General features: G+C 66.1%; 17 protein-coding genes. 9 read left to right on the forward strand and 8 right to left on the reverse strand.

Annotated features, from left to right (window positions below):
* Nucleotides 1–236 precede the first annotated feature (236 nt).
* The 3 genes from adeC to ACFPU0_RS17340 are packed head-to-tail and all read right to left on the reverse strand — an operon-like array spanning nt 237 to nt 5955.
* Nucleotides 237–1670 (reverse strand): AdeC/AdeK/OprM family multidrug efflux complex outer membrane factor, encoded by a 1434-nt coding sequence (adeC, locus tag ACFPU0_RS17330; RefSeq protein ID WP_377694482.1) that lies wholly within the window; start codon nt 1668–1670, stop codon nt 237–239.
* Entirely contained in the window at nt 1667–4801 is a 3135-nt protein-coding gene (locus ACFPU0_RS17335; protein WP_377694483.1) for an efflux RND transporter permease subunit, read from the reverse strand. The genes adeC and ACFPU0_RS17335 overlap by 4 nt, the downstream gene beginning before the upstream one ends.
* An 11-nt stretch (nt 4802–4812) precedes the next feature.
* Entirely contained in the window at nt 4813–5955 is a 1143-nt protein-coding gene (locus ACFPU0_RS17340; protein ID WP_377694484.1) for an efflux RND transporter periplasmic adaptor subunit, read from the reverse strand.
* Nucleotides 5956–6156: 201 nt separating this feature from the next.
* On the opposite strand from ACFPU0_RS17340, the gene ACFPU0_RS17345 reads away from it, so the two are divergent.
* From ACFPU0_RS17345 to ACFPU0_RS17360, 4 genes are all read left to right on the forward strand, one after another.
* A complete protein-coding gene (locus tag ACFPU0_RS17345; protein ID WP_377694485.1) occupies nt 6157–6798 on the forward strand; it encodes a TetR family transcriptional regulator in 642 nt (213 codons plus the stop codon).
* 418 nt (nt 6799–7216) lie between these two features.
* Nucleotides 7217–8953, forward strand: a complete 1737-nt coding sequence (locus ACFPU0_RS17350) for a type I secretion system permease/ATPase (RefSeq protein ID WP_377694486.1) — start codon at nt 7217–7219, stop codon at nt 8951–8953.
* 66 nt (nt 8954–9019) lie between these two features.
* Nucleotides 9020–10303 (forward strand): HlyD family type I secretion periplasmic adaptor subunit, encoded by a 1284-nt coding sequence (locus ACFPU0_RS17355; protein ID WP_377694685.1) that lies wholly within the window; start codon nt 9020–9022, stop codon nt 10301–10303.
* A gap of 1 nt (nt 10304) precedes the next feature.
* Nucleotides 10305–11648, forward strand: coding sequence for a TolC family outer membrane protein (locus tag ACFPU0_RS17360; protein WP_377694488.1), 1344 nt, complete (start codon nt 10305–10307; stop codon nt 11646–11648).
* Nucleotides 11649–11775: 127 nt separating this feature from the next.
* On the opposite strand, the gene metR is transcribed toward ACFPU0_RS17360, so the two are convergent.
* Nucleotides 11776–12693: a transcriptional regulator MetR gene (gene metR / locus ACFPU0_RS17365; protein WP_377694489.1), complete on the reverse strand. Its 918-nt coding sequence runs from the start codon at nt 12691–12693 to the stop codon at nt 11776–11778.
* 109 nt (nt 12694–12802) lie between these two features.
* Here metR and metE point away from each other — a divergent pair, with 109 nt between their 5' ends.
* A complete protein-coding gene (gene metE / locus ACFPU0_RS17370) occupies nt 12803–15109 on the forward strand; it encodes a 5-methyltetrahydropteroyltriglutamate--homocysteine S-methyltransferase (protein ID WP_377694490.1) in 2307 nt (768 codons plus the stop codon).
* A 150-nt stretch (nt 15110–15259) separates the two neighbouring features.
* A complete protein-coding gene (locus ACFPU0_RS17375) occupies nt 15260–16249 on the forward strand; it encodes an alpha/beta fold hydrolase (RefSeq protein ID WP_377694491.1) in 990 nt (329 codons plus the stop codon).
* 192 nt (nt 16250–16441) lie between these two features.
* Here the strand turns inward: ACFPU0_RS17375 and glpD are convergent, their stop codons facing one another.
* Nucleotides 16442–17971 carry a glycerol-3-phosphate dehydrogenase gene (glpD, locus tag ACFPU0_RS17380; protein WP_377694492.1) on the reverse strand — a complete coding sequence of 510 codons (1530 nt, stop codon included), beginning with the start codon at nt 17969–17971 and terminating at the stop codon, nt 16442–16444.
* Nucleotides 17972–18106: 135 nt separating this feature from the next.
* Nucleotides 18107–18865 (reverse strand): DeoR/GlpR family DNA-binding transcription regulator, encoded by a 759-nt coding sequence (locus ACFPU0_RS17385; RefSeq protein ID WP_377694493.1) that lies wholly within the window; start codon nt 18863–18865, stop codon nt 18107–18109.
* Between the two features lie 102 nt (nt 18866–18967).
* Between ACFPU0_RS17385 and ybaK the strand changes: the two genes are divergently transcribed.
* From ybaK to ACFPU0_RS17400, 3 genes are all read left to right on the forward strand, one after another.
* A complete protein-coding gene (ybaK, locus tag ACFPU0_RS17390) occupies nt 18968–19438 on the forward strand; it encodes a Cys-tRNA(Pro) deacylase (protein ID WP_377694495.1) in 471 nt (156 codons plus the stop codon).
* A 24-nt stretch (nt 19439–19462) separates the two neighbouring features.
* Nucleotides 19463–20950 (forward strand): glycerol kinase GlpK, encoded by a 1488-nt coding sequence (gene glpK, locus ACFPU0_RS17395; RefSeq protein WP_377694496.1) that lies wholly within the window; start codon nt 19463–19465, stop codon nt 20948–20950.
* Between the two features lie 153 nt (nt 20951–21103).
* The gene (locus ACFPU0_RS17400) at nt 21104–21886 is read left to right on the forward strand and encodes a PhzF family phenazine biosynthesis protein (protein ID WP_377694497.1); all 783 of its coding nucleotides are present in this window, start codon (nt 21104–21106) and stop codon (nt 21884–21886) included.
* 262 nt (nt 21887–22148) lie between these two features.
* Here the strand turns inward: ACFPU0_RS17400 and ACFPU0_RS17405 are convergent, their stop codons facing one another.
* Together ACFPU0_RS17405 and argF are read right to left on the reverse strand one after the other, a co-directional pair.
* Nucleotides 22149–23258, reverse strand: a complete 1110-nt coding sequence (locus ACFPU0_RS17405) for an ABC transporter ATP-binding protein (protein WP_377694498.1) — start codon at nt 23256–23258, stop codon at nt 22149–22151.
* Nucleotides 23255–24172 carry an ornithine carbamoyltransferase gene (gene argF / locus ACFPU0_RS17410; protein WP_377694499.1) on the reverse strand — a complete coding sequence of 306 codons (918 nt, stop codon included), beginning with the start codon at nt 24170–24172 and terminating at the stop codon, nt 23255–23257. The genes ACFPU0_RS17405 and argF overlap by 4 nt, the downstream gene beginning before the upstream one ends.
* Nucleotides 24173–24243: the final 71 nt, after the last annotated feature.

Genomic DNA, 24243 nt, shown 5'->3' on the forward strand with positions numbered 1-24243 from the left:
GAGATTTCCGGGTTTGCTGCTCGTTTTCGGTGTTCCGTCGCCAGTTTTACGTGTCGGTGATGGCGGCAAGGGGGGCGATCGCAAGGGCTTCTCGTTCCAGCGCGAGTCACCCCTCTCCACTTCAGGGAGAGGGGGCGGGCCGCGGTCGGATGAAGGAGGTGTCAGGCGGCACGCAGGCCTGAAAGGCCCCTACTAGAAGTTTCTAGTCGGTTCCGCTTTCCGCCGTCGCCGGCGGATCAGGCCTTCGGGGTGGTTTCCCCCTGTTCCTTCCAGCCGCCGCCGAGGGCCTTGTACAGGTTCACTTCGCTGGCCAGCTGGTTGAGACGGTCGCCGATCAGCTGCTGGCGCGCGCTGAACAGCTGGCGCTGGGCGTCGAGCAGGGTCAGGTAGCTGTCGACGCCGGTGCGGTAGCGGCGTTCGGCGAGGCGGTAGTACTCCTCGGTGGTCTTCACCAGGGCGCGCTGGGAATCCAGTTGCTGCTGGTAGGTGGTGCGGGCGGCGAGGCCGTCGGCGACTTCCTGGAAGGCCACCTGGATGGCCTTTTCGTACTGCGCCACCTGGATGTCCTTCTGCAGCTCGCTGTAGTCGAGGTTCGCCTGGAGACGGCCAGCGGTGAAGATCGGCAGGCTGATGCTCGGCTGGAACAGCCAGCTGCCGGAACCGGCGTCGAACAGGCCGGAGAGTTCGTTGCTCATGCTGCCGGCGTTGGCGGTCAGGCTGACGCTGGGGAAAAAGGCCGCGCGCGCCGCGCCGATATTGGCGTTGGCGGCTTTCAGCAGGTGCTCGGCCTGGAGCAGGTCGGGACGGCGCTGCAGCAGGTCGGACGGCAGGCCGGCCGGCACTTCGGCCAGCAGGTCGGCGTCCAGGGCCAGGCCTTTGGGCAGGTCCGCCGGCAGGCCGGTGCCCACCAGCTGGACCAGGGCATTGCGGTCCTGGGCCACCAGGCGGCTGTACTGGGCCAGGCTGACCTGGGCGCTTTCCACCGCGGTGCGCGCCTGGCTCAGGGCCAGGGCGTCGGCGACCCCCACGTCGAAGCTGCGCTGGGTGAGGGCGTAGCTTTCCTGGTAGGTCTTCAGGGTATCCCGGGTCAGCTGCAGCAACGCCTGGTCGGCCTGCCAGTCGAGATAGGCGGTGGCCACCGCGGCCACCAGGCTGATCTGGGTGCTGCGGCGCGCCTGTTCGGTGGCGAAGTACTGCTCCAGGGCCTGCTCGTTCAGGCTGCGCAGACGGCCGAAGAAGTCCAGTTCCCAGGCATTGGTGCCGAGGGTGGCGCTGTAGGTGCTGCTGGTGTCGGCCTCGCCGCTCTGGTTCATGATCCCCGGCATGCGCTGGCGGGTGGCGCCGCCATCGGCGGAAATGCTGGGGAACAGCTCGGAGCGCTGGATGCGGTGGAGCGCGCGGTAGGCCTCGACGTTCAGCGCGGCGGCGCGCAGGTCGCGGTTATTGTCCAGGGCCAGCTGCACCAGCTGGTGCAGGGCCGGGTCCTGGAAGAACTCGCGCCAGTCGAGGTCGGCGGCGGCGGTGGCCACCTGCGCCTCGTCCTGGGCGTAGGCCTCGCCCTGGGGCCAGTCGGCGTCCACCGGCGCTTCCGGGCGCTGGTAGTCGGGGATCATGGAGCAGCCACCGAGCAGGGTTGCGGCGATGGTCAGGGATATCAGGGAACGCCTCACTGCAGGGCCTCCTTCTTGATCGCGGCGCGGCTCGCCTTGTCCTTGAACAGCGAGCAGACCAGCACGTAGAACAGCGGTACCCAGAAAATGGCCAGGACGGTGGCGGTGAGCATGCCGCCGATCACGCCGGTACCGATGGCGTGCTGGCTGCCGGAACCGGCGCCATTGGAGACGGCCAGGGGCACCACGCCGAGGATGAACGCCAGCGAGGTCATGATGATCGGGCGCAGGCGCATGCGGCAGGCTTCCACGGCGGCGTCGAACAGGCTCTTGCCCTGTTCGTGCAACTCCTTGGCGAACTCGACGATGAGGATCGCGTTCTTCGCCGAGAGGCCGATGGTGGTGAGCAGGCCCACCTGGAAGAACACGTCGTTGGACAGGCCGCGCAGGCTGGTGAACAGCAGCGCGCCGATCACGCCCAGGGGCACTACCAGCATCACCGAGAAGGGGATGGACCAGCTCTCGTAGAGGGCCGCCAGGCAGAGGAACACCACCAGCAGCGACAGCGCGTAGAGGGCCGGGGCCTGGGAACCGGACAGGCGTTCCTCGTAGGAGAGGCCGGTCCAGGAGTAGCCGACGCCGGCCGGCAGCTGCCTGGCGATCTCTTCCACCGCGGCCATGGCTTCACCCGAGCTGTGGCCCGGAGCGGCCTCGCCGAGGATTTCCACCGCCGGCACGCCGTTGTAGCGGGACAGCTTGGGCGCGCCGTAGGTCCATTCGCCGCTGGCGAAGGCGCTGAACGGCACCATCTGGCCCTGGTCGTTGCGCACGTACCACTTGTTCAGGTCTTCGGGGTTCATCCGCGCTTCGGGCTCGCCCTGCAGGTAGACCTTCTTCACCCGGCCACGGTCGATGAAATCGTTGACGTAGCTGGCGCCCCAGGCGATGGATACGGTGTTGTTGATGTCGGCGAGGGACAGGCCGTGGGCGCGGGCCTTCTCGTCGTCGATCAGCAACTGGTACTGGGGCTCGTCGCGCAGGCCGTTGGCACGCACGCGGTTGAGCACCGGGTTCTTCGCCGCCAGTTCGAGGAACTGGTCGCGGGCGGCGTTCAGCGCTTCGTGGCCGATGCCGGCGCGGTCCTGGAGGAAGAAGTCGAAGCCGGTGGCGTTGCCCAGCTCCATCACCGCCGGCGGGGCGAAGGCGAAGACCATGGCATCGCGGAAGCTGAAGAAATGCTTCTGCGCGCGCTGGGCCAGGTCGAACACGCTCTGGCCTTCGGCGGTGCGCTCTTCCCAGGGTTTGAGCATGATGAAGGCCATGCCCGAGCTCTGGCCGCGGCCGGCGAAGTTGAAGCCGGTGACGGTGAACACCGATTTCACCGTGTCCTTCTCTTCGTCCAGCAGGTATTCGCGCATCTGGTCCACCACCGCCTGGGTCCGTTCGGCGCTGGCGCCGGCCGGGGTCTGCACCTGGGCGAAAAGCACGCCCTGGTCTTCCTCGGGAAGGAAGGCGGTGGGGATGCGGGTGAACAGCCAGCCCATGGCGACGATGATCACCAGGTAGAGGGCGAGGTAGGGTGCCTTGCGCTGGAGGATGCCGCGCACGCCGCGCTCGTAGCCCTCTACGCCGCGCTCGAAGGTGCGGTTGAACCAGCCGAAGAAGCCGCGCTTCTCATGGTGGCCCTTCCCGACGGGCTTGAGCAGGGTGGCGCAGAGCGCCGGGGTGAAGATCAGCGCCACCAGCACCGAGAGCGACATGGCCGCGACTATGGTGATGGAGAACTGCCGGTAGATCACGCCGGTGGAGCCGCCGAAGAAGGCCATCGGCAGGAATACCGCCGAGAGCACCAGGGCGATGCCCACCAGGGCGCCCTGGATCTGGCCCATGGACTTGCGCGTGGCTTCGAGCGGCGAGAGGCCTTCCTCGGCCATCACCCGCTCGACGTTCTCCACCACCACGATGGCGTCGTCCACCAGCAGGCCGATGGCCAGGACCATGGCGAACATGGTCAGGGTGTTGATGGTGAAGCCGAACATCGCCAGCACGCCGAAGGTGCCGAGCAGCACCACGGGCACCGCCAGGGTGGGAATGATGGTGGCGCGGAAGTTCTGCAGGAACAGGAACATCACCAGGAACACCAGGACGATGGCTTCGCCCAGGGTGTGGATAACCCCTTCGATGGAGGCGGAGACCACCGGGGTGGTGTCATAGGGGAAGACCACTTTCATCCCGGCGGGCATGAAAGGCTCCAGCTCGGCGACGGTGGCGCGGATCGCCTTGGCGGTATCCAGGGCGTTGGCGCCGGTGGCCAGCTTGATCGCCATGCCCGAGGCCGGTTTGCCGTTGAACTGGGCGCTGATGCTGTAGTTCTCGCCGCCCAGTTCGATCTTGGCGACGTCGCGCAGGCGCACCTGGGAGCCGTCGCGGTTGACCTTGAGCAGGATCTCGCCGAACTGCTCGGGGGTCTGCAGGCGGGTCTTGCCGATGATGGTGGCGTTCAGCTGGGTGCCGGGGGAGGCCGGCAGGCCGCCGAGCTGGCCGGAGGAGATCTGCACGTTCTGCGCCTGGATGGCGCTCTTCACGTCCACCGGGGTCAGCTGGTAGTTGTTCAGCCGCGCCGGGTCCAGCCAGATGCGCATGGCGTACTGGGCGCCGAATACCTGGAAGTCGCCCACGCCCTTGGTCCGCGAGATCGGGTCCTGGATGTTGGAGACGATGTAGTTGGCCAGGTCGTTCTTGTCCATGCTGCCGTCTTCGGAGACGACGCCGATGACCAGCAGGAAGTTCTTCACTGCCTTGGTCACGCGGATGCCCTGCTGCTGCACTTCCTGGGGCAGCAGGGGGGTGGCCAGCTGCAGCTTGTTCTGCACCTGCACCTGGGCGATGTCAGGGTTGGTGCCCTGCTCGAAGGTGGCGGTGATGGTCATGCTGCCGTCGGAGTTGCTCTCCGAGGAGATGTAGCGCAGGCCGTCGATGCCGTTGAGCTGCTGCTCGATGACCTGCACCACGGTGTCCTGCACCGTCTGCGCCGAGGCGCCGGGGTAGCTGACCTGGATGCCCACCGCGGGCGCGGCGATGCTGGGGTACTGGTTGATCGGCAACTTGAGGATGGACAGGCCGCCGGCGAGCATGATCACCAGGGCGATCACCCAGGCGAAGATCGGGCGATCGATGAAGAATCTCGACATCTATGCGCTCCTCAGTGGCTCTTGGCCAGGCCGTCGCCCGCAGGCGCCTGGGCGGCCACATTGGTCGCGGGGGCAACGTCCACTTCCAGGCCCGGGCGGACGAACTGCAGACCCTCGGTGATCAGGCGGTCGCCGGGATCGAGGCCCTCGCTGACCAGCCAGCGGTCGCCGACCGTGCGCTCGGCCTTGAGCTGGCGCAGCTCCACCTTGTTCTCGGCGTTCACCACCAGGGCGGTGGCCTGGCCCTTGAGGTCGCGGGTCACGCCTTGCTGCGGCGCGAGGATGGCTTGCTGCTTGACCGCCGAGCCGAGGCGAGCATGGACGAACATGCCCGGCAGCAGGGTGTGTTCCGGGTTGGGGAACACGGCGCGCAAGGTCACCGAGCCGGTGCCTTCGTCCACCGAGACTTCGGAGAACTCCAGGCTGCCCTTGTGCGGGTACTCGCTGCCGTCTTCGAGGAGCAGGGACACCTTGGCGCCGCTGTCGCCGGCCTTCTCCAGCTGGCCTTCGGCCATTTCCCGGCGCAGGCGCAGCAGGTCCTTGGTGGACTGGGTGACGTCGACGTAGATCGGGTCCAGTTGCTGGATGGTGGCCAGGGCGGCGGCCTGGCCGTTGTTCACCAGGGCCCCTTCGGTGACGGTCGAGCGGCCGACGCGGCCGGAGATGGGCGCCAGCACCTTGGTGTAACGCAGGTCGATCCTGGCTTTCTCCAGAGTGGCTTCGGCCTGCAGGCGGGCGGCCTGGGACTCGTCATAGGCCTGCTTGCTAACCGCCTGGTCGCTGACCAGGTCCTTGTAGCGCGCCGCCAGGGACTGGGCCGAAGCCAGGCTGGCCTGGGCGCTCTTGTAGGTCGCGGTGTAGACGGACGGGTCGATCTGGTAGAGCTGCTGCCCGGCCTTGACCTCGCTGCCTTCGGTGAACAGGCGCTTCTGGATGATGCCGTCGACCTGCGGACGGACTTCGGCGATGCGGAACGCGGCGGTACGGCCCGGCAGCTCGGTGGTCAGGGTGAAGCTCTGGGGCTGCAGGGTGACGACGCCGACCTTGGGCGTCTGGGCCGGTGGTGGAGCCGAGGCTTCCTGGCAGCCGGTGAGGCTGAGCGTGGCCAGTGCGATGGCGGAAACCAAGGCGGCAAAGGCTGGCTTCATGGGCATCTGAAGGGACCTCATGTTTCTGGAGGGACGGCCCTGGATAGAGGGCGTTGCAAGGCAGGTTCTGGATTGTTGCGAAGGTGAATGAATATACTTACATGCGTGAATGTTTGTAAATCGAATCTTCTTTGGCCGATGTCAGATTTTGTTTCGGCGGCACGAAGGTTTTCCCTTTCATAGCAACCACATAGGTTCCAGTGGCGAATGGCCAGACGTACCAAAGAGGAAGCCGAAGAAACCCGGGTGCAGATACTCGACGCCACCGAACAGGTGTTCCACGCGAAAGGGGTTTCCCGTGCCTCTCTGGCGGAAATCGCGGCGGCCGCCGGGGTGAGCCGGGGCGCGATCTACTGGCATTTCGAGAACAAGACCGACCTGTTCCAGGCGATGCTGGAGCGCATCCGCATGCCGATCGAGGAACTGGCCCGCGCCAGCGAGAGCGAGGATGAGCCGGACCCGCTCGGGCGCATGCGCCAGTTGCTGGTGCGCCTGCTGAGGCGCGTGGAGCTGGATCCGCAGAGTCGGCGTATCCACGAGATCCTGCGGCACAAGGTGGAGTACACCGGGGAACTGGGCGACCTGCGGCGGCAGATGGAAGAACTCAGCGTCGAATGCGACCAGCGCATCGCCAGGGCGTTGCGCAACGCAGTGAGCCGCGGCCAGTTGCCGGCGGACCTGGACTGCGGCCGCGCGGCCATCAGCCTGCATGCCTACATGGAGGGGCTGCAGACCAACTGGCTGCTGGTGCCGGACGGCTTCTCCCTGGCGGAGGAGGCGGACAAACTGGTCGACGCCCTGATGGATATGCTGCGCTTCAGCCCTGCGTTGCGGGTCAGGGACAACTGACCGGGGAAGTGGGGCGGCGATTCGGCGCTGGCGTCGCCCGAAACCGGGCCAAGTGGCCCGGCGGGTCGCATGCCGGGTTTCAGGCACGGCCATTCCGCTGGCGCGGTGCGTCATTAATCCGGCGCCAACTCGGCCTTCGCGCCGGCCATCATTTCGCCTCCGAATCAGGCGCCGAGCCGTCTGGGACGGGTCTTTCGGCTTTAATGAGAACCACTCTCCCTTGGCCGGCCATGACGCTGGTCGGGTTAATTCCGCAGCCGTCCGGCAAGAGTGGGTCTTCACTGGCGAGTGGGAATAGTCTCGACTAAGGATGTGTGTAGGCTTCTGTGGGGCGGCGCCATTCTCCTCCACGGACTCGAACTATAAGAAGGCGGTCGGAGATTGGCCGCTCCCATCACTCAGCCAGTGGAGCGTCGAGATGAAGAGTTTCTCGCAGCCCCGTTCCGAGTTGTCCGAAGCCCTGAATCGCTTGCGTCACACCTTCTATGTGGTCGGTGGTTTCAGCGGGGTCGTCAACCTGCTGATGCTGGCGCCCGCGCTCTACATGCTGCAGGTCTACGACCGCGTGCTGGCGAGCAGCAACGTCACCACCCTGGTCATGCTCACGGTGCTGATGCTCGGGCTCTACGTGCTCATGTCGCTGCTGGAGGTGGTTCGCTCGACGGTGTTGATCCGCCTCGGCAACCGCCTGGACATGAGCCTGAACAGGCGCATCTTCAATGCCTCCTTCGAGCGCAACCTGCGCCGCGCCGGCGGCAACCCGGCCCAGGCGCTGCAGGACCTGGCCCAGGTTCGCCAGTTCCTCACCGGCAACGGCCTGTTCGCGTTCTTCGACGCCCCCTGGACACCCATCTACCTGCTGGTGATCTTCCTGGTGCATCCGATGCTGGGCATCATCACCCTGGTGGGTTCGGTGATCCTGTTCTGCCTGGCCCTGCTCACCGAGATGGTTACCCGTGGCCCGCTGCTGGAGGCCAACCAGGCGTCCATGTCGTCCGGCACCTTCGCCAACAACAACCTGCGCAATACCGAGGTGATCGAGGCCATGGGCATGCTGCCGGCGATCCGTGAGCGCTGGTACGGCAGTCACCAGCGCATCCTCGAGAAGCAGACCCTGGCCTCTGACCGCGCCGCCTACATCAATGGTGCGAGCCGCTTCGTGCGCATCACCCTGCAATCGCTGATCCTCGGTACCGGCGCGTGGCTGGCGATCAAGGGCGATATCACCGCCGGGATGATGATCGCCTGCTCCATTCTCAGCGGCCGCGCCATGGCACCGGTGGAACAGGCGATCGGGGTCTGGAAGCAATTGCTCTCCGCTCGGGGTTCCTGGGAGCGCCTGTCCAAGCTCCTGCAGGACTTCCCGGCACGAAACGACGCCATGTCGCTGCCCAAGCCACAGGGTGTGCTGTCGGTGGAGCAGGCCATGACTGCCGCGCCCGGCGGCGTGGTCACCATCCTGCGGGGGATCAACTTCAGTCTGGCGCCCGGCGAGGCACTGGGCATCATCGGCCCGTCGGCGGCCGGCAAGTCCACGCTGGCCCGCCTGCTGGTGGGCGTCTGGCCGGCGCAGAGCGGCAAGGTGCGCCTGGACGGCGCCGACATCTACCAGTGGAACAAGGAAGAGCTCGGGCCCTGGATCGGCTACCTGCCCCAGGATGTGGAACTGTTCGAAGGCACCATCGCCGACAACATCGCCCGCTTTGGCGAGCTGAACAGCGAAGAAGTGATCCTGGCGGCCAAGCGCGCCGGGGTGCACGAGATGATCCTGCGCTTCGAGAAAGGCTATGACACTCCGCTGGGCATCGATGGCAGTCCGCTCTCCGGCGGGCAGAAGCAACGTATCGCGCTGGCCCGCGCCATCTATGGCGACCCCTCGATGATCGTGCTCGACGAGCCCAACGCCAACCTCGATGACCTGGGGGAGGCCGCGCTGGTGGAGGCCATCCTCGACCTGAAGAAGCGGGGCAAGACGCTGATCCTGATATCCCATCGCCCCAGCGTGCTCAGCACGGTGGACAAGGTCCTGCTGCTGCGCGACGGCGGCATGCAGCTGTTCGGTCCCCGCGAAGAAGTCTTCGCGGCGCTGCGCCAGGCCAGCGTCATGCCCTCGGTGGGCACGCCCAACCTGGCGTCAATGCGGGCTAAGGAGTAATCGATCATGCAAGCGGCAAGCGAAAGCAAGGCCCTGGTAAAGGTCGAACAACCGGCTCAGGTGGACATGGACGATACCCGGCCCGCCCGTTGGGGTATCTGGATGGTGCTGGCCGGGTTCGGCGGGTTCCTGGTGTGGGCGATCCTGGCGCCACTGGATGCCGGCGTGGTGGCCAACGCCACGGTGAACGTCACCAATGCGCGCAAGACGATCCAGCACCTCACCGGCGGAACGGTGGATGCCATCCTGGTGCGCGAGGGCGACAAGGTCCGCGCTGGCCAGGAACTGGTGCGGCTGGACCCGACCCAGGCGATCGCCGAGCAGGGCGCCCTGAGTTCCCAGTACATAGTGGCCAAGACGGTGGAAGACCGCCTGGTGGCCGAGCGCGACGGTGCCGACTCGGTGACCTTCAACCCGGCGCTGCTGGAACGTTTCGCCGGTGATCCGCGCCTGCAGGAGGCCATCGCCCTGCAGCAGCGCCTGTTCCACACCCGGCGCAGGGCGCTGCTGGGCGAGATCTCCATCCTGCATGAGAACCTCAACGGCGCCGAAGAGCAGCTCAAGGGCCTGCGCCAGGTGCAGGCCACCCGCTCCAGCCAGTCGAACCTGCTGGGCCAGGAGCTGGAAGGTGTGCGCAGCCTGGCCGCCGAGGGCTACATCCCGCGCAACCGCATGCTCGAACTGGAGCGCAATGCCTCCGAGCTGAACGGCTCCATGGCGCAGAACATCGCCGACATCGGCCGTACCCGTAACCAGATCGCCGAACTCAAATTGCGCATTCTCCAGCGTGAGCAGGACTTCCAGAAGGAAGTGGAGTCGCAGCTGACCGACGTGCAGAAGGAGGTCACTTCCCTGGCCGAACGCCTGCGCTCCGTCGACTACCAGGTGGAGAACACCGTGATCCGTTCACCCATCGACGGCATCGTCCTGGGCCTGAACATCGCCACGGTCGGCGGCGTCATCCAGCCCGGGGCGCGGATCATGGACGTGGTGCCGGACAAGGAGCCCCTGCAGGTGGATGCCCAGGTGCCGGTGCAGGCCATCGACAAGATGGTGCCGGGCCTGTCGGTGGATATCACCTTCCCGGCCTTCAACCACGCGCAGACCCCGAACATTCCCGGTCGTGTGCTGACGGTGGCCGCTGACCGCCTGGTGGACGAATCCAGTAAGCAGCCCTATTACCTGGCTCAGGTGGAAGTGACGGAAGAAGGCATGAAGATGCTCGGGCCGAACAATATCCGCGCGGGCATGCCGGCCACCGTCACCATCAAGACCGGGGAGCGCAGCCTGATGAGCTACCTGATGAAGCCGCTTATGGGGCGCGTCGAAACCGCATTCAAGGAGCAGTGACATGAGAGCACGGATGGCCATTGCCGGATTACTCGGTGCCGTCGCCCTGCCTGTGTCCGCCATGGACCTGAGCGAAGCCTGGAACACCTACCAGGTCCAGGGCCCCACCTACCTGGCCTCGGTGCATGAGCGCCAGGCCGGGCAGGAGTTCAAGGAGCTGGGCAAGGCGGGCGTCCTGCCGACCATCAGCGCCAGTGCCTTCTGGAAGCGGGTGGATGGGACCACCGAGCAGGACAACGCCCTGGGCCGTAGCGTCGAGAGCGATCTGGATTTCGATTCCAAGGCGGGAGTCGTGGAGCTGCGCCAGCCGCTGTTCAACAAGCAACGCATGGCCGAGTACCGCCAGGGAAAGCAACGCACCCTGTTCAGTGACGCGGTGTTCGACTCCAAGACCCAGGATTCGGCGGTCAGCCTGGCCAGTCGATATTTCGCCGTGCTGCTGGCGCTGGAAACCATCGACCTGGCCAAGATCAAGCTGAAGAATCTGGAAAACCAGGTGATGGCCGCCAAGCGCCGTTTCGAGCTGGGCGATGGCACGGTGATCGATATCGACCAGGCCTCCGCGCGGCGCGACCTGGCCCAGGCCGAACTGATCGAGGCGGAGGACAACCTGCTGGTGGCGCGGCGCCTGCTGCAGGAACTGCTGGGCGTGCTGCCGGAGGAAATGTCCACCTTGCGCACCGAGTTCCCCACGCCGCCGCTGGAGCCGCCGACCCTGCAGGACTGGATCGACGATGCGCGGGCCAACAACCCCACCATCATCGCCCGCAGGCGCGGTGTGGATATCGCCGAGGAAGAGGTGAAGCGGGCCAAGGCCGGACACTGGCCGACTCTGGATTTCGTCGCCGCCTACAACGATACGGAAAGCGACTCGGTCTCCACCCAGAACCAGACGAACAAGTATGGCTCCGTGGGCGTGGAGTTGCGGATGCCGATCTTCGCCGGCGGCGCCACCAGTGCCCAGGTGCGCCAGGCCGCGGCCAACCGCGAGTTGGCCAATGACCAGCTCAACTCCAGTCGCGAGGAGGTCCTCTCCGGCACCACCCGCGAGTTCCGCGGGGTGCAGAGTGGCGAACAGCGGGTGCGCGCGCTGGAGAAGGCTGTGGAATCCAGCGAGCGGGCCCAGGACTCGGCGCGCAAGGGCTTCCAGGCCGGCACCAGTACCAATCTGGACATCCTCAATGCCGAGGAGCAGGCCTTCATCGCCCGCCGCGACCTGCTGGAGGCCAAGCTGCGCTACCTGCTGTCGCGGCTGCGCCTGGCGGCCGCGGTGGGGTCGCTGGGTACGGACGATATCCAGCAGGCCAACGACTACCTGGGGCCATCGCTGCCGCTGCGCCCCTGAGAAGGGGCGGAGTCCCCTCCCAACCTCTTCCGCAAACCTTCACACCTTGAAAATGCATCAGGATTGCGTAGTTCGATCAGGCGTGAGCCACCCCTCTCCAGGGAGAGGGGCCGGGGGAGAGAGCCGTTCACCGCGCCGCACTGACCCCTTCCAGCGTGGCGAACGACGTGTCCTTGGCTGTCAGCAGGAAGTCGCGCATGAAGGGGGCGTCCAGCATATCGGCGCGGATCGCGGCGAACAGCGTGCAGTACAGACCCTTCTCGCCCAGTCGCCTGGCGGTGACGTAGCCCCGCGAGCTGTACTCGTGCAGCGCCCAGTTGGGCAGGCAGCAGACGCCGCGGCCGCTGGCCACCAGTTGCATCATCATCACCGTGAGTTCCGAGGTGCGCACCTGGGCCGGCTCCACGTCGGCGGGTTCGAGGAAGCGGGTGAAGACGTCCAGGCGGTCACGCTCCACCGGGTAGGTGATCAGGGTTTCATTGGCCAGGTCCTCCGGCACCACGAAGGGGCGGCTGGCCAGGGCGTGCTGGTTGGCCACCGCCAGCAGCGCCTCATAGGTGAACAGTGGCACATAGGTGATGCCGGCCAGGTCGATGGGGTCGGAGGTCACCACCAGGTCCAGGTCGCCCCGGGCGAGGGCGGGCAGGGGAGCGAAGGAGAAGCCCGAAGCCAGGTCCAGCTCCACCTCCGGCCAGGCATCGCGGAACTGGTCGATGGTGGGCATCAGCCACTGGAAGCAGCTGTGGCACTCGATGGCCATGTGCAGCCGTCCGGCGGTGCCGCCGGCCAGGCGCGCCAGGTCGCGATCGGCGCTGCGTAGCTGCGGCAGGACGCTGTCGGCCAGTTGCAGCAGGCGCAGGCCGGCACTGGTGAAGCGCACCGGCTTGGTCTTGCGCACGAACAGCGGTAGCCCCAGGCGCTCTTCCAGTTCCTTGAACTGGTGGGACAGGGCGGACTGGGTGAGATGCAGGCGTTCGGCGGCTTCCACCAGGCTGTCGGCTTCGCGCAGGGCGTGCAGGGTCTTGAGGTGGCGCAGCTCGAGCATGGGATGGCCTCTATGAGTAAAACTTGAGATCAACACGAATTTGTTGAGTTTGTCTCAAGTGGCAATGGCTGTCGACAATGGCTCCATTACTTTGATGGAGATTCGACACATGGCCCTGTCCCATTCCCTCGGCTTCCCGCGCATTGGTCGCGACCGTGAACTGAAGAGGGCCCAGGAGGCCTTCTGGAAGGGCGAGCTGGATGAAGCCGGCCTGCGTGCCGTGGGCCGCCGCCTGCGCGCCGAGCACTGGCAGCTGCAGAAAGACGCCGGCATCGAGTTGCTGCCGGTGGGCGACTTCGCCTGGTACGACCAGGTGCTGACCCATTCCCTGACCTTCGGCGTCATTCCCGAGCGCTTCCGTCCCCATACCGGCAAGCCGGGCCTGGAGACCCTGTTCGCCATGGCCCGTGGCGCCAGCGACGGCTGCTGTGGCGGCGCCCATGCCCAGCCCCTGCTCGCACAAGAGCTGACCAAGTGGTTCGATACCAACTACCACTACCTGGTACCCGAGTTTTCCGCCGACCAGCAATTCGCCCTCGGCTGGGAGCAGCTCTTCGAGGAAGTGGAAGAGGCCCGGTCGCTGGGGCACAGCGTCAAGCCGGTGCTGATCGGCCCGCTGACCTACCTCTGGCTGGGCAAGGCCAAGGGTGAATTCGACAAGCTGGACCTGCTGGAGCGCCTGCTGCCGGTCTATGGCGAAATCTTCCAGCGCCTGGCCGCCCAGGGCGTGGAGTGGGTGCAGATCGATGAGCCGATCCTGGTGCTGGACCTGCCCCAGGACTGGAAGAATGCCTTCGAACGCGCCTACAACCTGATCCAGCGCGAACCCTTGAAGAAACTGATCGCCACCTATTTCGGCGGTCTGGAAGACAACCTCGGCCTGGCTGCCGGCCTGCCGCTTGACGGCCTGCACATCGACCTGGTGCGTGCACCCGAGCAGTTTCCCGGCATCCTTGACCGCCTGCCGGCCTACAAGGTGCTGTCCCTCGGGGTGGTGAACGGCCGCAACGTGTGGCGCTGCGACCTGGAAAAGGCCCTGGCCGTGCTGCGCCATGCCCATGAACGCCTGGGCGAACGCCTCTGGGTGGCGCCGTCCTGCTCCCTGCTGCACAGCCCGGTGGACCTGGCCCGCGAAGACCAGCTGGATGCCGAGCTGAAGGGCTGGCTGGCCTTTGCCGTGCAGAAATGCGAGGAAGTCGCCCTGCTGTCCCGCGCCCTCGCAGCACCGGAAGTTCCCGAGGTGCTGAAGGCCCTGGCTGACAGCCGCGCCGTGCAGGCCGGCCGCGCCGCGTCGCCGCGTATCCACCGGGCGGAGGTCCAGGACCGTGTCGCCGCCCTGCGACCGGAGGACAGCCAGCGCGCGTCGCCCTTCGCCGAGCGCATCGAGAAGCAGCGTGCGCGGCTCGACCTGCCGGCTTTCCCCACCACCACCATCGGCTCCTTCCCGCAGACCCCGGCCATCCGCCTGGCGCGCCAGGCATTCAAGCAGGGCGAGCTGTCGCAAGCCGAATACACCGAGGCCATGCGCCGCGAGATCCGCCACGCCGTGGACGTTCAGGAGCGCCTGGGCCTGGATGTGCTGGTGCACGGCGAGGCCGAGCGCAACGACATGGTGGAGTACTTCGCCGAGCAGCTGGACGGCTATGCCCTCACCCGCTTCGGCTGGGTGCAGAGCTACGGTTCCCGCTGCGTGAAGCCCGCGGTGATCGTCGGCGACTTGAGCCGCCCGCAGGCCATGACCCTGGAGTGGATCCGCTACGCCCAGGACCAGACCGCCAAGTGGATGAAGGGCATGCTGACCGGCCCGGTGACCATGCTGATGTGGTCCTTCCCGCGCGAGGATGTATCCCGCGAGGTACAGGCCAGGCAGCTGGCGCTGGCCATCCGGGACGAGGTGGTGGACCTGGAAGAGGCCGGCATCCGTATCGTGCAGATCGATGAAGCCGCCTTCCGCGAAGGCCTGCCGCTGCGCAAGGCCGGCTGGCAGCACTACCTGGACTGGGCCACCGAGGCCTTCCGCCTGAGTGCCAGCGGCGTGAAGGACGAGACCCAGATCCATACCCACATGTGCTACAGCGAGTTCAACGATGTGATCGAATCCATCGCCGCCATGGATGCCGATGTCATCACCATCGAGACCTCGCGTTCGGACATGGAGCTGCTGGATGCCTTCGAAGCCTTCGCCTATCCCAACGAGATCGGCCCTGGCGTCTACGACATCCACTCGCCGCGTGTGCCGGACAGCACCGAGATGGCCAAGCTGCTGCGCAAGGCCGCCGAACGCATTCCCGCCGAGCGGCTGTGGGTCAACCCCGACTGCGGCCTGAAGACCCGCGCCTGGCCGGAAACCGAGGCGGCGCTGGCGAACATGGTGGCGGCCGCCCGGCAGCTGCGCGGGGAATTCGACTGTCGTTGACGCGCACGCCCGTGAAGGGACCGCTGTTCTTCACGGGCGCCATGACCGTTCGGCGATGGTCATCAAATTGTCATGGTTCTGTGGCAGAGCGAAACACTGGAATTCATCAGAATCGCGTTTGACTGGGGTTTTGCGTTCTGGATTTCCAACATGCGTGTGCTCATTCTGCTCGCCGCGCTCATTTGCGGCCTGCCTTCCTTTGCTTTCGCCCGCTGCGACCTGACCGTGCCGACGGAGACCGTCGACCTGGGCGAGGTGCGCCTGGCGTACCAGAGCGTGGGGCGTGAGCGGGACCCGGCGCTGCTGCTGATCATGGGGCTGGGCGGGCAGTTGATCCACTGGCCGGACGAGGTGGTGCAGCGGCTCTGCGAAAGCGGTTTCCGGGTGATCCGCTTCGACAACCGTGACGTCGGACTGTCCGCCTGGACCGGCACCGAACCTTCGGTGAACCTGCCTTACGAGGTGCTGCGCTACCGCCTGGGCCTACCGGTTTCGGCGCCTTATGGCCTGCGTGACATGGCGCTGGATTCGTTGCGCCTGCTGGATGCGTTGCATGTCCGGCACGCCCATGTGCTGGGCGCCAGCATGGGAGGGATGATCGCCCAGTACCTGGCCGACATCGCCCCGGAAAGGGTGCTGAGCCTGACCCTGGTGATGACCAGTTCCGGCGCCGAGGGCCTGCCCGCACCCAGCCCGGCCCTGCTGGAACTGTTGGCCCGGCGTGAGGCGCCGAGCCGGGACGTGGCCATCCAGCAACAGGCGGACCTGCTGGCGGCATTGGGCAGTCCGGATGTCGCCGATGACCGCGGGCAGTTGCTGGAACAGGCGGCCAGGGCCTATGACCGCTCCTTCAACCCCGAAGGTGTGCAGCGGCAGATGCTGGCGATACTCGCCGAGCCCAGCCGCGTCGACCTGCTCAACCGCCTGCGGGTGCCCACACTGGTGGTGCACGGCACCGCCGATCCGCTGCTGCCGGTGATGCACGGCGTGCACGTGGCGGCCCATATCAAGGGTTCGGAACTGAAGCTCATCCCCGGCCTCGCCCATCGCTTCCAGGAGGCCTTCAAGGAGCCGTTGCTCTCTGCGGTGCTGCCACACCTGATGGCCCACCGCGCCGAAGGGCACGTGGCGCAGCTCTGACCGGGTCGTTTCGAGGGTTTTCTCTATCTGTGGGAGCGAATTCATTCGCGAATGAATTCGCTCCCACAGCCGTGTAGGGTGGAAACCCCTTTGGGGGTTTCCACCATCGGCGTCTTGCACGGCTTCGCTGGTGGATTGAAAAGCGCTATCCACCCTACACGGCTGCTTGAGCCTCCCACCTCTGTCCCGCTATCAAGCCGCATCCGCCCGCGGCCGGCGCGGATGTTCGGGATTCAGATAGTGGGCCAGGCGTGCCTGCTGGCTGCTGCTCATGAACAGCCCGAGCTTGGTGCGGCGCCAGAGAATGTCTTCGGCGCTGACCGCCCACTCATGCTGGCAGAGGTAGTCCACTTCCCGCGCATAGAGGCCGGCGCCCAGGTGTTCGCCGAGATCGGCCAGCTCGTGCACACCACGCAGCAGGTGCCAGCTGCGGCTGCCGTAGAGATTGGCCCAACGCCGGGCGATGTGGGTGGGCAGCCAGCCGAAGCTGGCGCAGAGTGCTTCCACCAGGGCGCTGCGGCTTTGCATCTGTTCGCCGCCGGGCAGGGGGGCGCTGGCCGTCCAGGACCCCTTGGCGAAAGGGAACCAGGGTGACAGTTGCTGCAGGGCGGCTTCGGCCAGCTTGCGGTAGGTGGTGAGCTTGCCACCGAACACCGAGAGCAGCGGCGCATCGCCCGGGTGGGCGGACAAGGCCAGGGTGTAGTCGCGAGTCACTGCCGACGGGTCGCTCGACTCGTCGTCGCACAGCGGGCGCACGCCGGCATAGCTGTGGAGGATGTCGTGCTCGTCCAGCTGGCGCTTGAAGTGACGGTTGACCACATCCAGCAGGTAGCGGGTTTCCTCGGGGGTGATCGCCACGTCGGCGGGATTGCCGTGGTACTCGCGATCGGTGGTGCCGATCAGGGTGAAGCGTTCGAGGTAGGGGATGGCGAAAACGACGCGCCGGTCCTCGTTCTGCAGGATGTAGGCCTGCTCGCCGTCATGCAGGCGCGGCACGATGATGTGGCTGCCCTGGATCAGGCGGATACCGTAGGGCGCCACCTGCTTGAGGTCCTGTTCGATGAAGCGTGCCACCCAGGGGCCCGCGGCATTCACCAGGGCGCGGGCACGAATCGACAGCAGGCTGCCATCGGTGCGTTCCAGGTGGATATGCCAGAGCCCCTTGCTGCGCCGGGCGCTGACGCAGCGGGTGCGGGTGTGCACGTGGGCGCCGCGCTCGCGGGCGGCCATGGCGTTGAGCACCACCAGGCGGGCGTCGTCCACCCAGCAATCGGAATACTCGAATCCACGGGTGATCTCTGGCCTGAGCGGGCTGCCAGCGCCGAAGCGCAGGCTGCGGGACGCGGGCAGGCGCTTGCGCTTGCCGAGGTGGTCGTAGAGGAACAGGCCGGCACGGATCATCCAGGCCGGGCGCAAGTGCGGCCGGTGCGGCAGGATGAAGCGCAGTGGCTTGACGATGTGCGGCGCCTTGGCGAGCAGCACTTCGCGCTCGGCCAGGGCTTCGCGTACCAGACGGAATTCGTGGTGTTCGAGGTAGCGCAGGCCGCCATGGATCAACTTGCTGCTGGCCGATGAGGTGTGCTGGGCGAGGTCGTCCTTCTCGCAGAGGAATACCGACAGGCCCCGACCGGCCGCATCGGCGGCAATGCCGACGCCGTTGATACCGCCGCCGACGACGGCGAGGTCATAGACTTCGGCGATGGGGGAGTGGTTGTGGTTCATGGGCAGGCACCGAAGTCGATATCGAACTTTCAATGTTCATTTTCGAAAATAGCCTAGTCGAGCGAACACGAGATGACCAGCCCGATGCGCGGTTTCGCGCCGGGTGGTCATGGAAAATTCATGCAGGGGATGGGGTCAGACCCGCTCCAGGTGCACCTTGTGCTCGGCCAGCAGGCGGGCCAGGGCGGGGGAGGGCTGGTGGTCGGTGAACAGCCGGTCGACCAGGGCGATCGAGCCCAGGCGTACCACGGCGTTGCGGCCGAACTTGCTGGAGTCGGCGGCGAGGAACACCTGGCGGGCGTTGTCGATGATGGCCTGGGAGACGCGCACTTCCTGGTAGTCGAAATCCAGCAGGCTGCCGTCTTCATCTATGCCGCTGATGCCCACCAGGGCGTAGTCCACCTTGAACTGCCGGATGAAGTCCACCGCCGCCTGGCCGACGATGCCGCCGTCGCTGCGTACCGTACCGCCGGCCACCAGTACCTCGAAGTCCGGCTTGTCGGCCAGTTGCGCGGCCACGTGCAGGTTGTTGGTGATCACCTTCAGGCCCTTGTGGCTCATCAGCGCACGGGCAATGGCTTCGGTGGTGGTGCCGATGTTGATGAACAGCGAGGCGTGGTCGGGAATGTACTCGGCGATGGCCTCGGCTATGCGTTGCTTTTCGTCGCGGTTCTGCCCGGCGCGCATGGCGTAGGCAGTGTTCTGGACGCTCGAGGATTCGCTGGCCGCGCCGCCATGGGTACGCCGCAGCAGGCCGTGCTCGGCGAGCTGGTTGATGTCGCGGCGGATGGTCTGTGGCGTCACGGCGAAGGCCTGGGCCAGTTCGTCGATGCTGACGTAGCCGCGCTCGCGGGCGAGGTCGAGGATGTCTTGTTGCCGTGGGCCCAGGTTCATGCTGGCTCCTTGTTTAGCGCGGCATTATAGCGGTGGGCTGTCGAATGACGGCTTTTCCCGTTAAGGTACGCCGAATCTGTCGCAGGATTTTCATAATCGAACATGACACCCGCCATCGATCTGCTGAAGAAAGCCAAGGCTGAGCACAAGGTGCACAGCTACACCCATGATCCCAAGGCGCCATCCTACGGCCTTGAGGCCGCCGAGAAGCTCGACCTGGACCCGGCGCGGGTCTTCAAGACGTTGCTGGCCACCACGGAAAAGGGTGAGCTGCTGGTGGCCGTGGTGCCGGTGGCGGGTAGCCTGGACCTCAAGTCCCTGGCCCAGGCCGCTGGCGCGAAGAAGGCCGAGATGGCCGACCCCAACCAGGCCCAGCGTGCCACCGGCTACCTGGTGGGGGGCATCAGCCCGCTGGGACAGAAGAAGCGCCTGCGCACCTTCATCGACACCACCGCGCGCAATTTCCCAAGCATCCATGTCAGCGCCGGTAGACGCGGGCTGGAAGTCGAACTGAGTGCCGACACCCTGGCCACCCACACCCAGGGCCTGTTCGCCGATATCGGCCGACCTTAAGACCAATAACAAGGAAGCATCGCCATGGCCCATTACCTGCTTGCCATCGACCAGGGCACCACCAGCAGCCGTGCCATCGTCTTCAGCGCCCAGGGCCTGCCGGTGGCGCGCGCCCAGCAGGAATTCAAGCAGTATTTCCCCAAGGACGGCTGGGTGGAGCACGACGGCGAGGAGATCTGGCTGACTACCCTCAAGGTTTGTCGCGAAGCCCTGGAGCAGAGCGGCCTGAACCCGGCCGAGATCGCCGCCATCGGCATCACCAACCAACGCGAGACCACCCTGGTGTGGGACGCCGTGACCGGTACCCCTGTCCATCCGGCCATCGTCTGGCAGGACCGCCGCACCGCCGACTACTGCGCTTCGCTCAAGGCCGCCGGCCATGAGGCGGATGTGGCCAATCGCACCGGCCTGCTGATCGACCCTTATTTCTCCGCCACCAAGCTGCGCTGGATACTGGAGAACGTGCCCGGCGCGCGCGACCGGGCCGAGCGTGGGGAGTTGCGTTTCGGCACGGTGGACTGTTTCCTGCTCTGGCGCCTGACTGGTGGCAAGGTGCATCGGACCGACGCCACCAACGCCTCGCGCACCCTGCTGTTCAACATCCACGAGCAACAGTGGGACGACGAGCTGCTACGGCTGTTCGACATCCCCGCCAGTCTGCTGCCGGAGGTGCTGGACTGCGCCGCCGAGTTCGGCGATACCGAGGCCGGACTGCTCGGCGCGAGCATCCCGGTGCGCGGCATGGCCGGCGACCAGCAGGCGGCACTGATCGGCCAGGCCTGCTTCCAGCCGGGCATGGTGAAGAGCACCTATGGCACCGGTTGTTTCATGATCCAGAACACCGGCGAGCAGCCGGTGGCCTCCCGCAATCGCCTGCTGACCACTGTGGGCTATCGCCTGAACGGCAAGGTGAGCTACGCGGTGGAGGGCAGCATCTTCGTCGCCGGCGCCGCTGTGCAGTGGCTGCGCGACGGTATCAAGCTGATCAGCCATGCCCGCGATACCGAAGCCCTGGCCGAGCAGACCGGCGATGCTTGCGGCGTCTATCTGGTGCCGGCCTTCACCGGCCTCGGCGCCCCTTACTGGGATCCGCGCGCCCGCGGCGCCATCTTCGGGCTGACCCGCGATACCGGCATCAAGGAAATCGTCACCGCCGGGTTGCAGTCGGTCTGCTACCAGACCCGTGACCTGCTGGAGGCCATGGCCCAGGACGGCGCCGCCGCGCCCAGCGCCCTGCGGGTGGACGGTGGCATGGTGGAGAACAACTGGGTGATGCAGTTCCTCGCCGACATTCTCGGGGTTCCGGTGGAGCGCCCGGAAGTGACCGAGACCACCGCCCTGGGCGTGGCCTACCTCGCGGGCTTGCAGGCTGGCCTGTACCGTGACCTGGACGAGGTGGCCAGCCACTGGCACCGCCAGCAGCGTTTCCTGCCGCGCATGGCCGAAAACCACCGGCAGAAGCTCTACGAGGGTTGGCTGGATGCGGTGAAGCGGGTGCGCAGCGAGGCCTGACGGGGCCACGCCGGCGCGCCGGGCGCCATGTCCGCCCTCCGCTAGACTGAGCAGGCTGTACCTCCGATCACGGCTGGCTACTGTACGGCGCGCGGGGCGCCTCTGGCTGGCATGCTGGATTAACGCCGTTTCCCACCTTCCCAGGAGCTCGTCATGCAGCTGGACTTCCATCAGGTCGATGCCTTTACCCAACATCCATTCGGCGGCAACCCGGCGATGGTGTATCGCCTCGACGCCTGGCTCGACGAGCAGCTCATGCAACGTATCGCTGCCGAGCACAACCTGTCGGAAACCGCCTTCCTGGTGAAGGAGGGCAGCGCCTGGCATATCCGCTGGTTCACGCCCAAGGCCGAAGTGCCGCTTTGCGGCCATGCGACCCTGGCCAGCGCCCATGTGCTGTTCGAGCTCTACCAGGAACCGGGCGACCGCCTGGAGTTCATCAGCAAGTCCGGCGAATTGCGCGTGAACCGCGAGGAGGAGGGAAGGCTGGCGCTGGATTTTCCCGCGCAGGTGCCCCAGGAAGTGGGGGTGACCCTGGAGTTGGAACACGCGCTCGGCGTCGCCCCGGTGGATGCCCTGGGCGCCAACTTCCTGCTTGCGGTGCTGGAGTCGGAACAGGCGGTACGTGATTGCGCGCCCGACCTCAGGGCCTTGGCCAGGCTGCCCTGGTCAGGGGTGATCATCACGGCGGCGGGGATGAAGCATGATTTCGTCTCGCGCTTCTTCGCCCCGGTGATCGGCATCGATGAAGATCCGGTGACGGGCGCTGCCCACTGTGCCCTGATTCCCTACTGGGCGAATCGCCTCGGCAAGTCCGTATTGCGCGCCGAACAGTGTTCCTCCCGCAGTGGCGACCTATGGTGCCGGCTGGATGGCGACCGGGTGAGCATCGCCGGGCATTCGGTGCTGGTGGCCAGCGGGCGGTTGTGGATTTAGTGCGGGGGCTGAGGGTGGTTCGCAACGGCCGCCCATGTGGAGATTCCATGTCAATCGGCGCGTAGGGTGGAAATCCCTTTTTGGGATTTCCACCGTCGGTGTATTGCACGGCCTCGTTGGTGGATAGAAAAGCGCTATCCACCCTACACGGTTACCTGACCAGTCTGGGGCATGCTTTTCTGTGGGGACGAATTCATTGGCCAAGCAGCCCGAAGGGCTGCCCGACGGAATCAATCGGGGCCGCTTTGCAGTTCTTTTCGCGTCACAGCGCGCCGCTGATGCGGCGCACTCCTGATTCCTGCGGCGTGTAGTGGGCGGCGACACTGCCCAGGGCGGGGAACACCACCAGGTGATCGGCGGCGATGCGGATGCCGACCTCTTGCCCCGGCTGGTGGTCGGCGTGGCTGGGGAAGATGGATTCCAGCTGGCTGCCGGTGGGCAGTTGCAGGCGATACAGGGTGGCGGCGCCGAGAAAGGTCTTGCCGATCACCTTGGCGCGCAGTTCGCTATCCGGAGCATGCACGATGTCGTCCGGACGCAGCAGCACATCCACCGCCGAGCCCTGGGGCCAGGTGTAGGCGCGGTTGCCGCGGATAGTGCCCAGCTCGGTGTTCACCGCATCGGCGGAGACCAGCTGGCCACGGATGAAATAGCCCTGGCCGACGAAACTGGCGACGAAGGGCGTCAGCGGCTCGTGGTACAGGTTGTAGGGGGTGTCCCATTGTTCCAGCAGGCCGTCGCGGAACACGCCGACGTGGTCGCTGACGGCGAAGGCCTCTTCCTGGTCATGGGTGACCAGGATGGCGCTGGTGCCCCGTGCCTTGAGGATCTCGCGGACCTCCTGACTGAGGCGTCGACGCAATTCTCCATCAAGGTTGGAGAAGGGCTCGTCGAGCAGCAGCAGGCGTGGCTCCGGCGCCAGGGCGCGGGCCAGGGACACGCGCTGCTGCTGGCCTCCGGACAGCTCATGGGGATAGCGCTTGGCCAGGTGGCCCAGCTTCACCAGTTCCAGGAGTTCGCCGACCTTGCGCTCGCCATCGGGCTCCTTGCGGATGCCGAAGGCGACGTTGTCGGCCACGGTCAGGTGGGGAAACAGCGCGTAATCCTGGAACACCATGCCGATACGCCGCTTCTCCGGCGCCAGGGTGAAGCCGGCGCGGGAGATAATGTCGTCGGCCAGCTGGATCTCGCCTTCCAGCACCGGCTCGAAGCCGGCGATGGCGCGCAGGGTGGTGGTCTTGCCGCAGCCCGACGGGCCGAGCAGGCAACCGATGTCACCGGCATTGAGATGGAGGTTCAGACCCCGCACAACCTGCTGGTCGTGGTAACCGCAGCTGAGGTTGCGCAGGCTGAGGAGCGTTTCGCGATTCATGCGTGATGGGCGTGTTCGACCAGCAGTTCGAGCAGGGCCTTCTGGGCGTGGAGACGGTTTTCCGCCTGGTCCCAGGCCACCGAACGCGGATCGTCGAGCAGATCGACGCTGATCTCTTCGCCACGGTGGGCCGGCAGGCAGTGCATGAATATCACGTCTTCCGCGGCCAGGTCGAGCAGCGCCTTGTTGACCTGGTACGGGGCGAAGAGCGCAAGGCGCTTGGCGGTTTCCTCCTCCTGGCCCATGGAGGTCCAGACATCGGTGCTGACCAGGTGGGCGCCGGCGACCGCTTCGCGCGGGTCACGCACCACCCGGACACGGTCACCGGCCCTGGCGAGGAATTCCGGGTTGGGCTCGTAGCCTTCCGGACAGGCGACACGCAGCTGGAAGTCGAACTGGATGGCCGCCTCTATATAGGAGTTGCACATGTTGTTGCCGTCGCCGATCCAGGCCACGGTCTTGCCCTGGATGCTGCCGCGATGCTCGAGGAAGGTCTGCATGTCGGCCAGCAGTTGGCAGGGGTGCAGGTCATCGGACAGCCCATTGATCACCGGCACGCGCGAATGGGCGGCGAACTCGGTCAGTGTGCTGTGGGCGAAGGTACGGATCATCACCGCATCGAGCATGCGCGACATGACGATGGCGCTGTCGCTGATGGGTTCGCCGCGGCCCAGCTGGGTATCGCGCGGGGACAGGAAGATCGCCTGGCCGCCGAGCTGGATCATGCCGGCCTCGAAGGAGAGGCGGGTGCGGGTGGAGGCCTTCTCGAAGATCATCCCGAGCACGCGGCTCTTCAGGGGCTCGTAACGCACGCCTCGGTTGCGCAGATCCTTCAGCTCGCTGCCTCGACGGATCAGGCTGTTCAGCTCCTGGGGAGTACAGTCCATCAGGGAGAGAAAATGCCTAGCGCTCATGGTTACTACCTTTCTTCTTTTGCCACTGGCCGCGTGTCCTGGCCGAGTGTTGCGGGAACAAAGCAGGCGGG

The organism is Pseudomonas sp. GCM10022186, assembly GCF_042656385.1.
Lineage (GTDB): Bacteria > Pseudomonadota > Gammaproteobacteria > Pseudomonadales > Pseudomonadaceae > Metapseudomonas.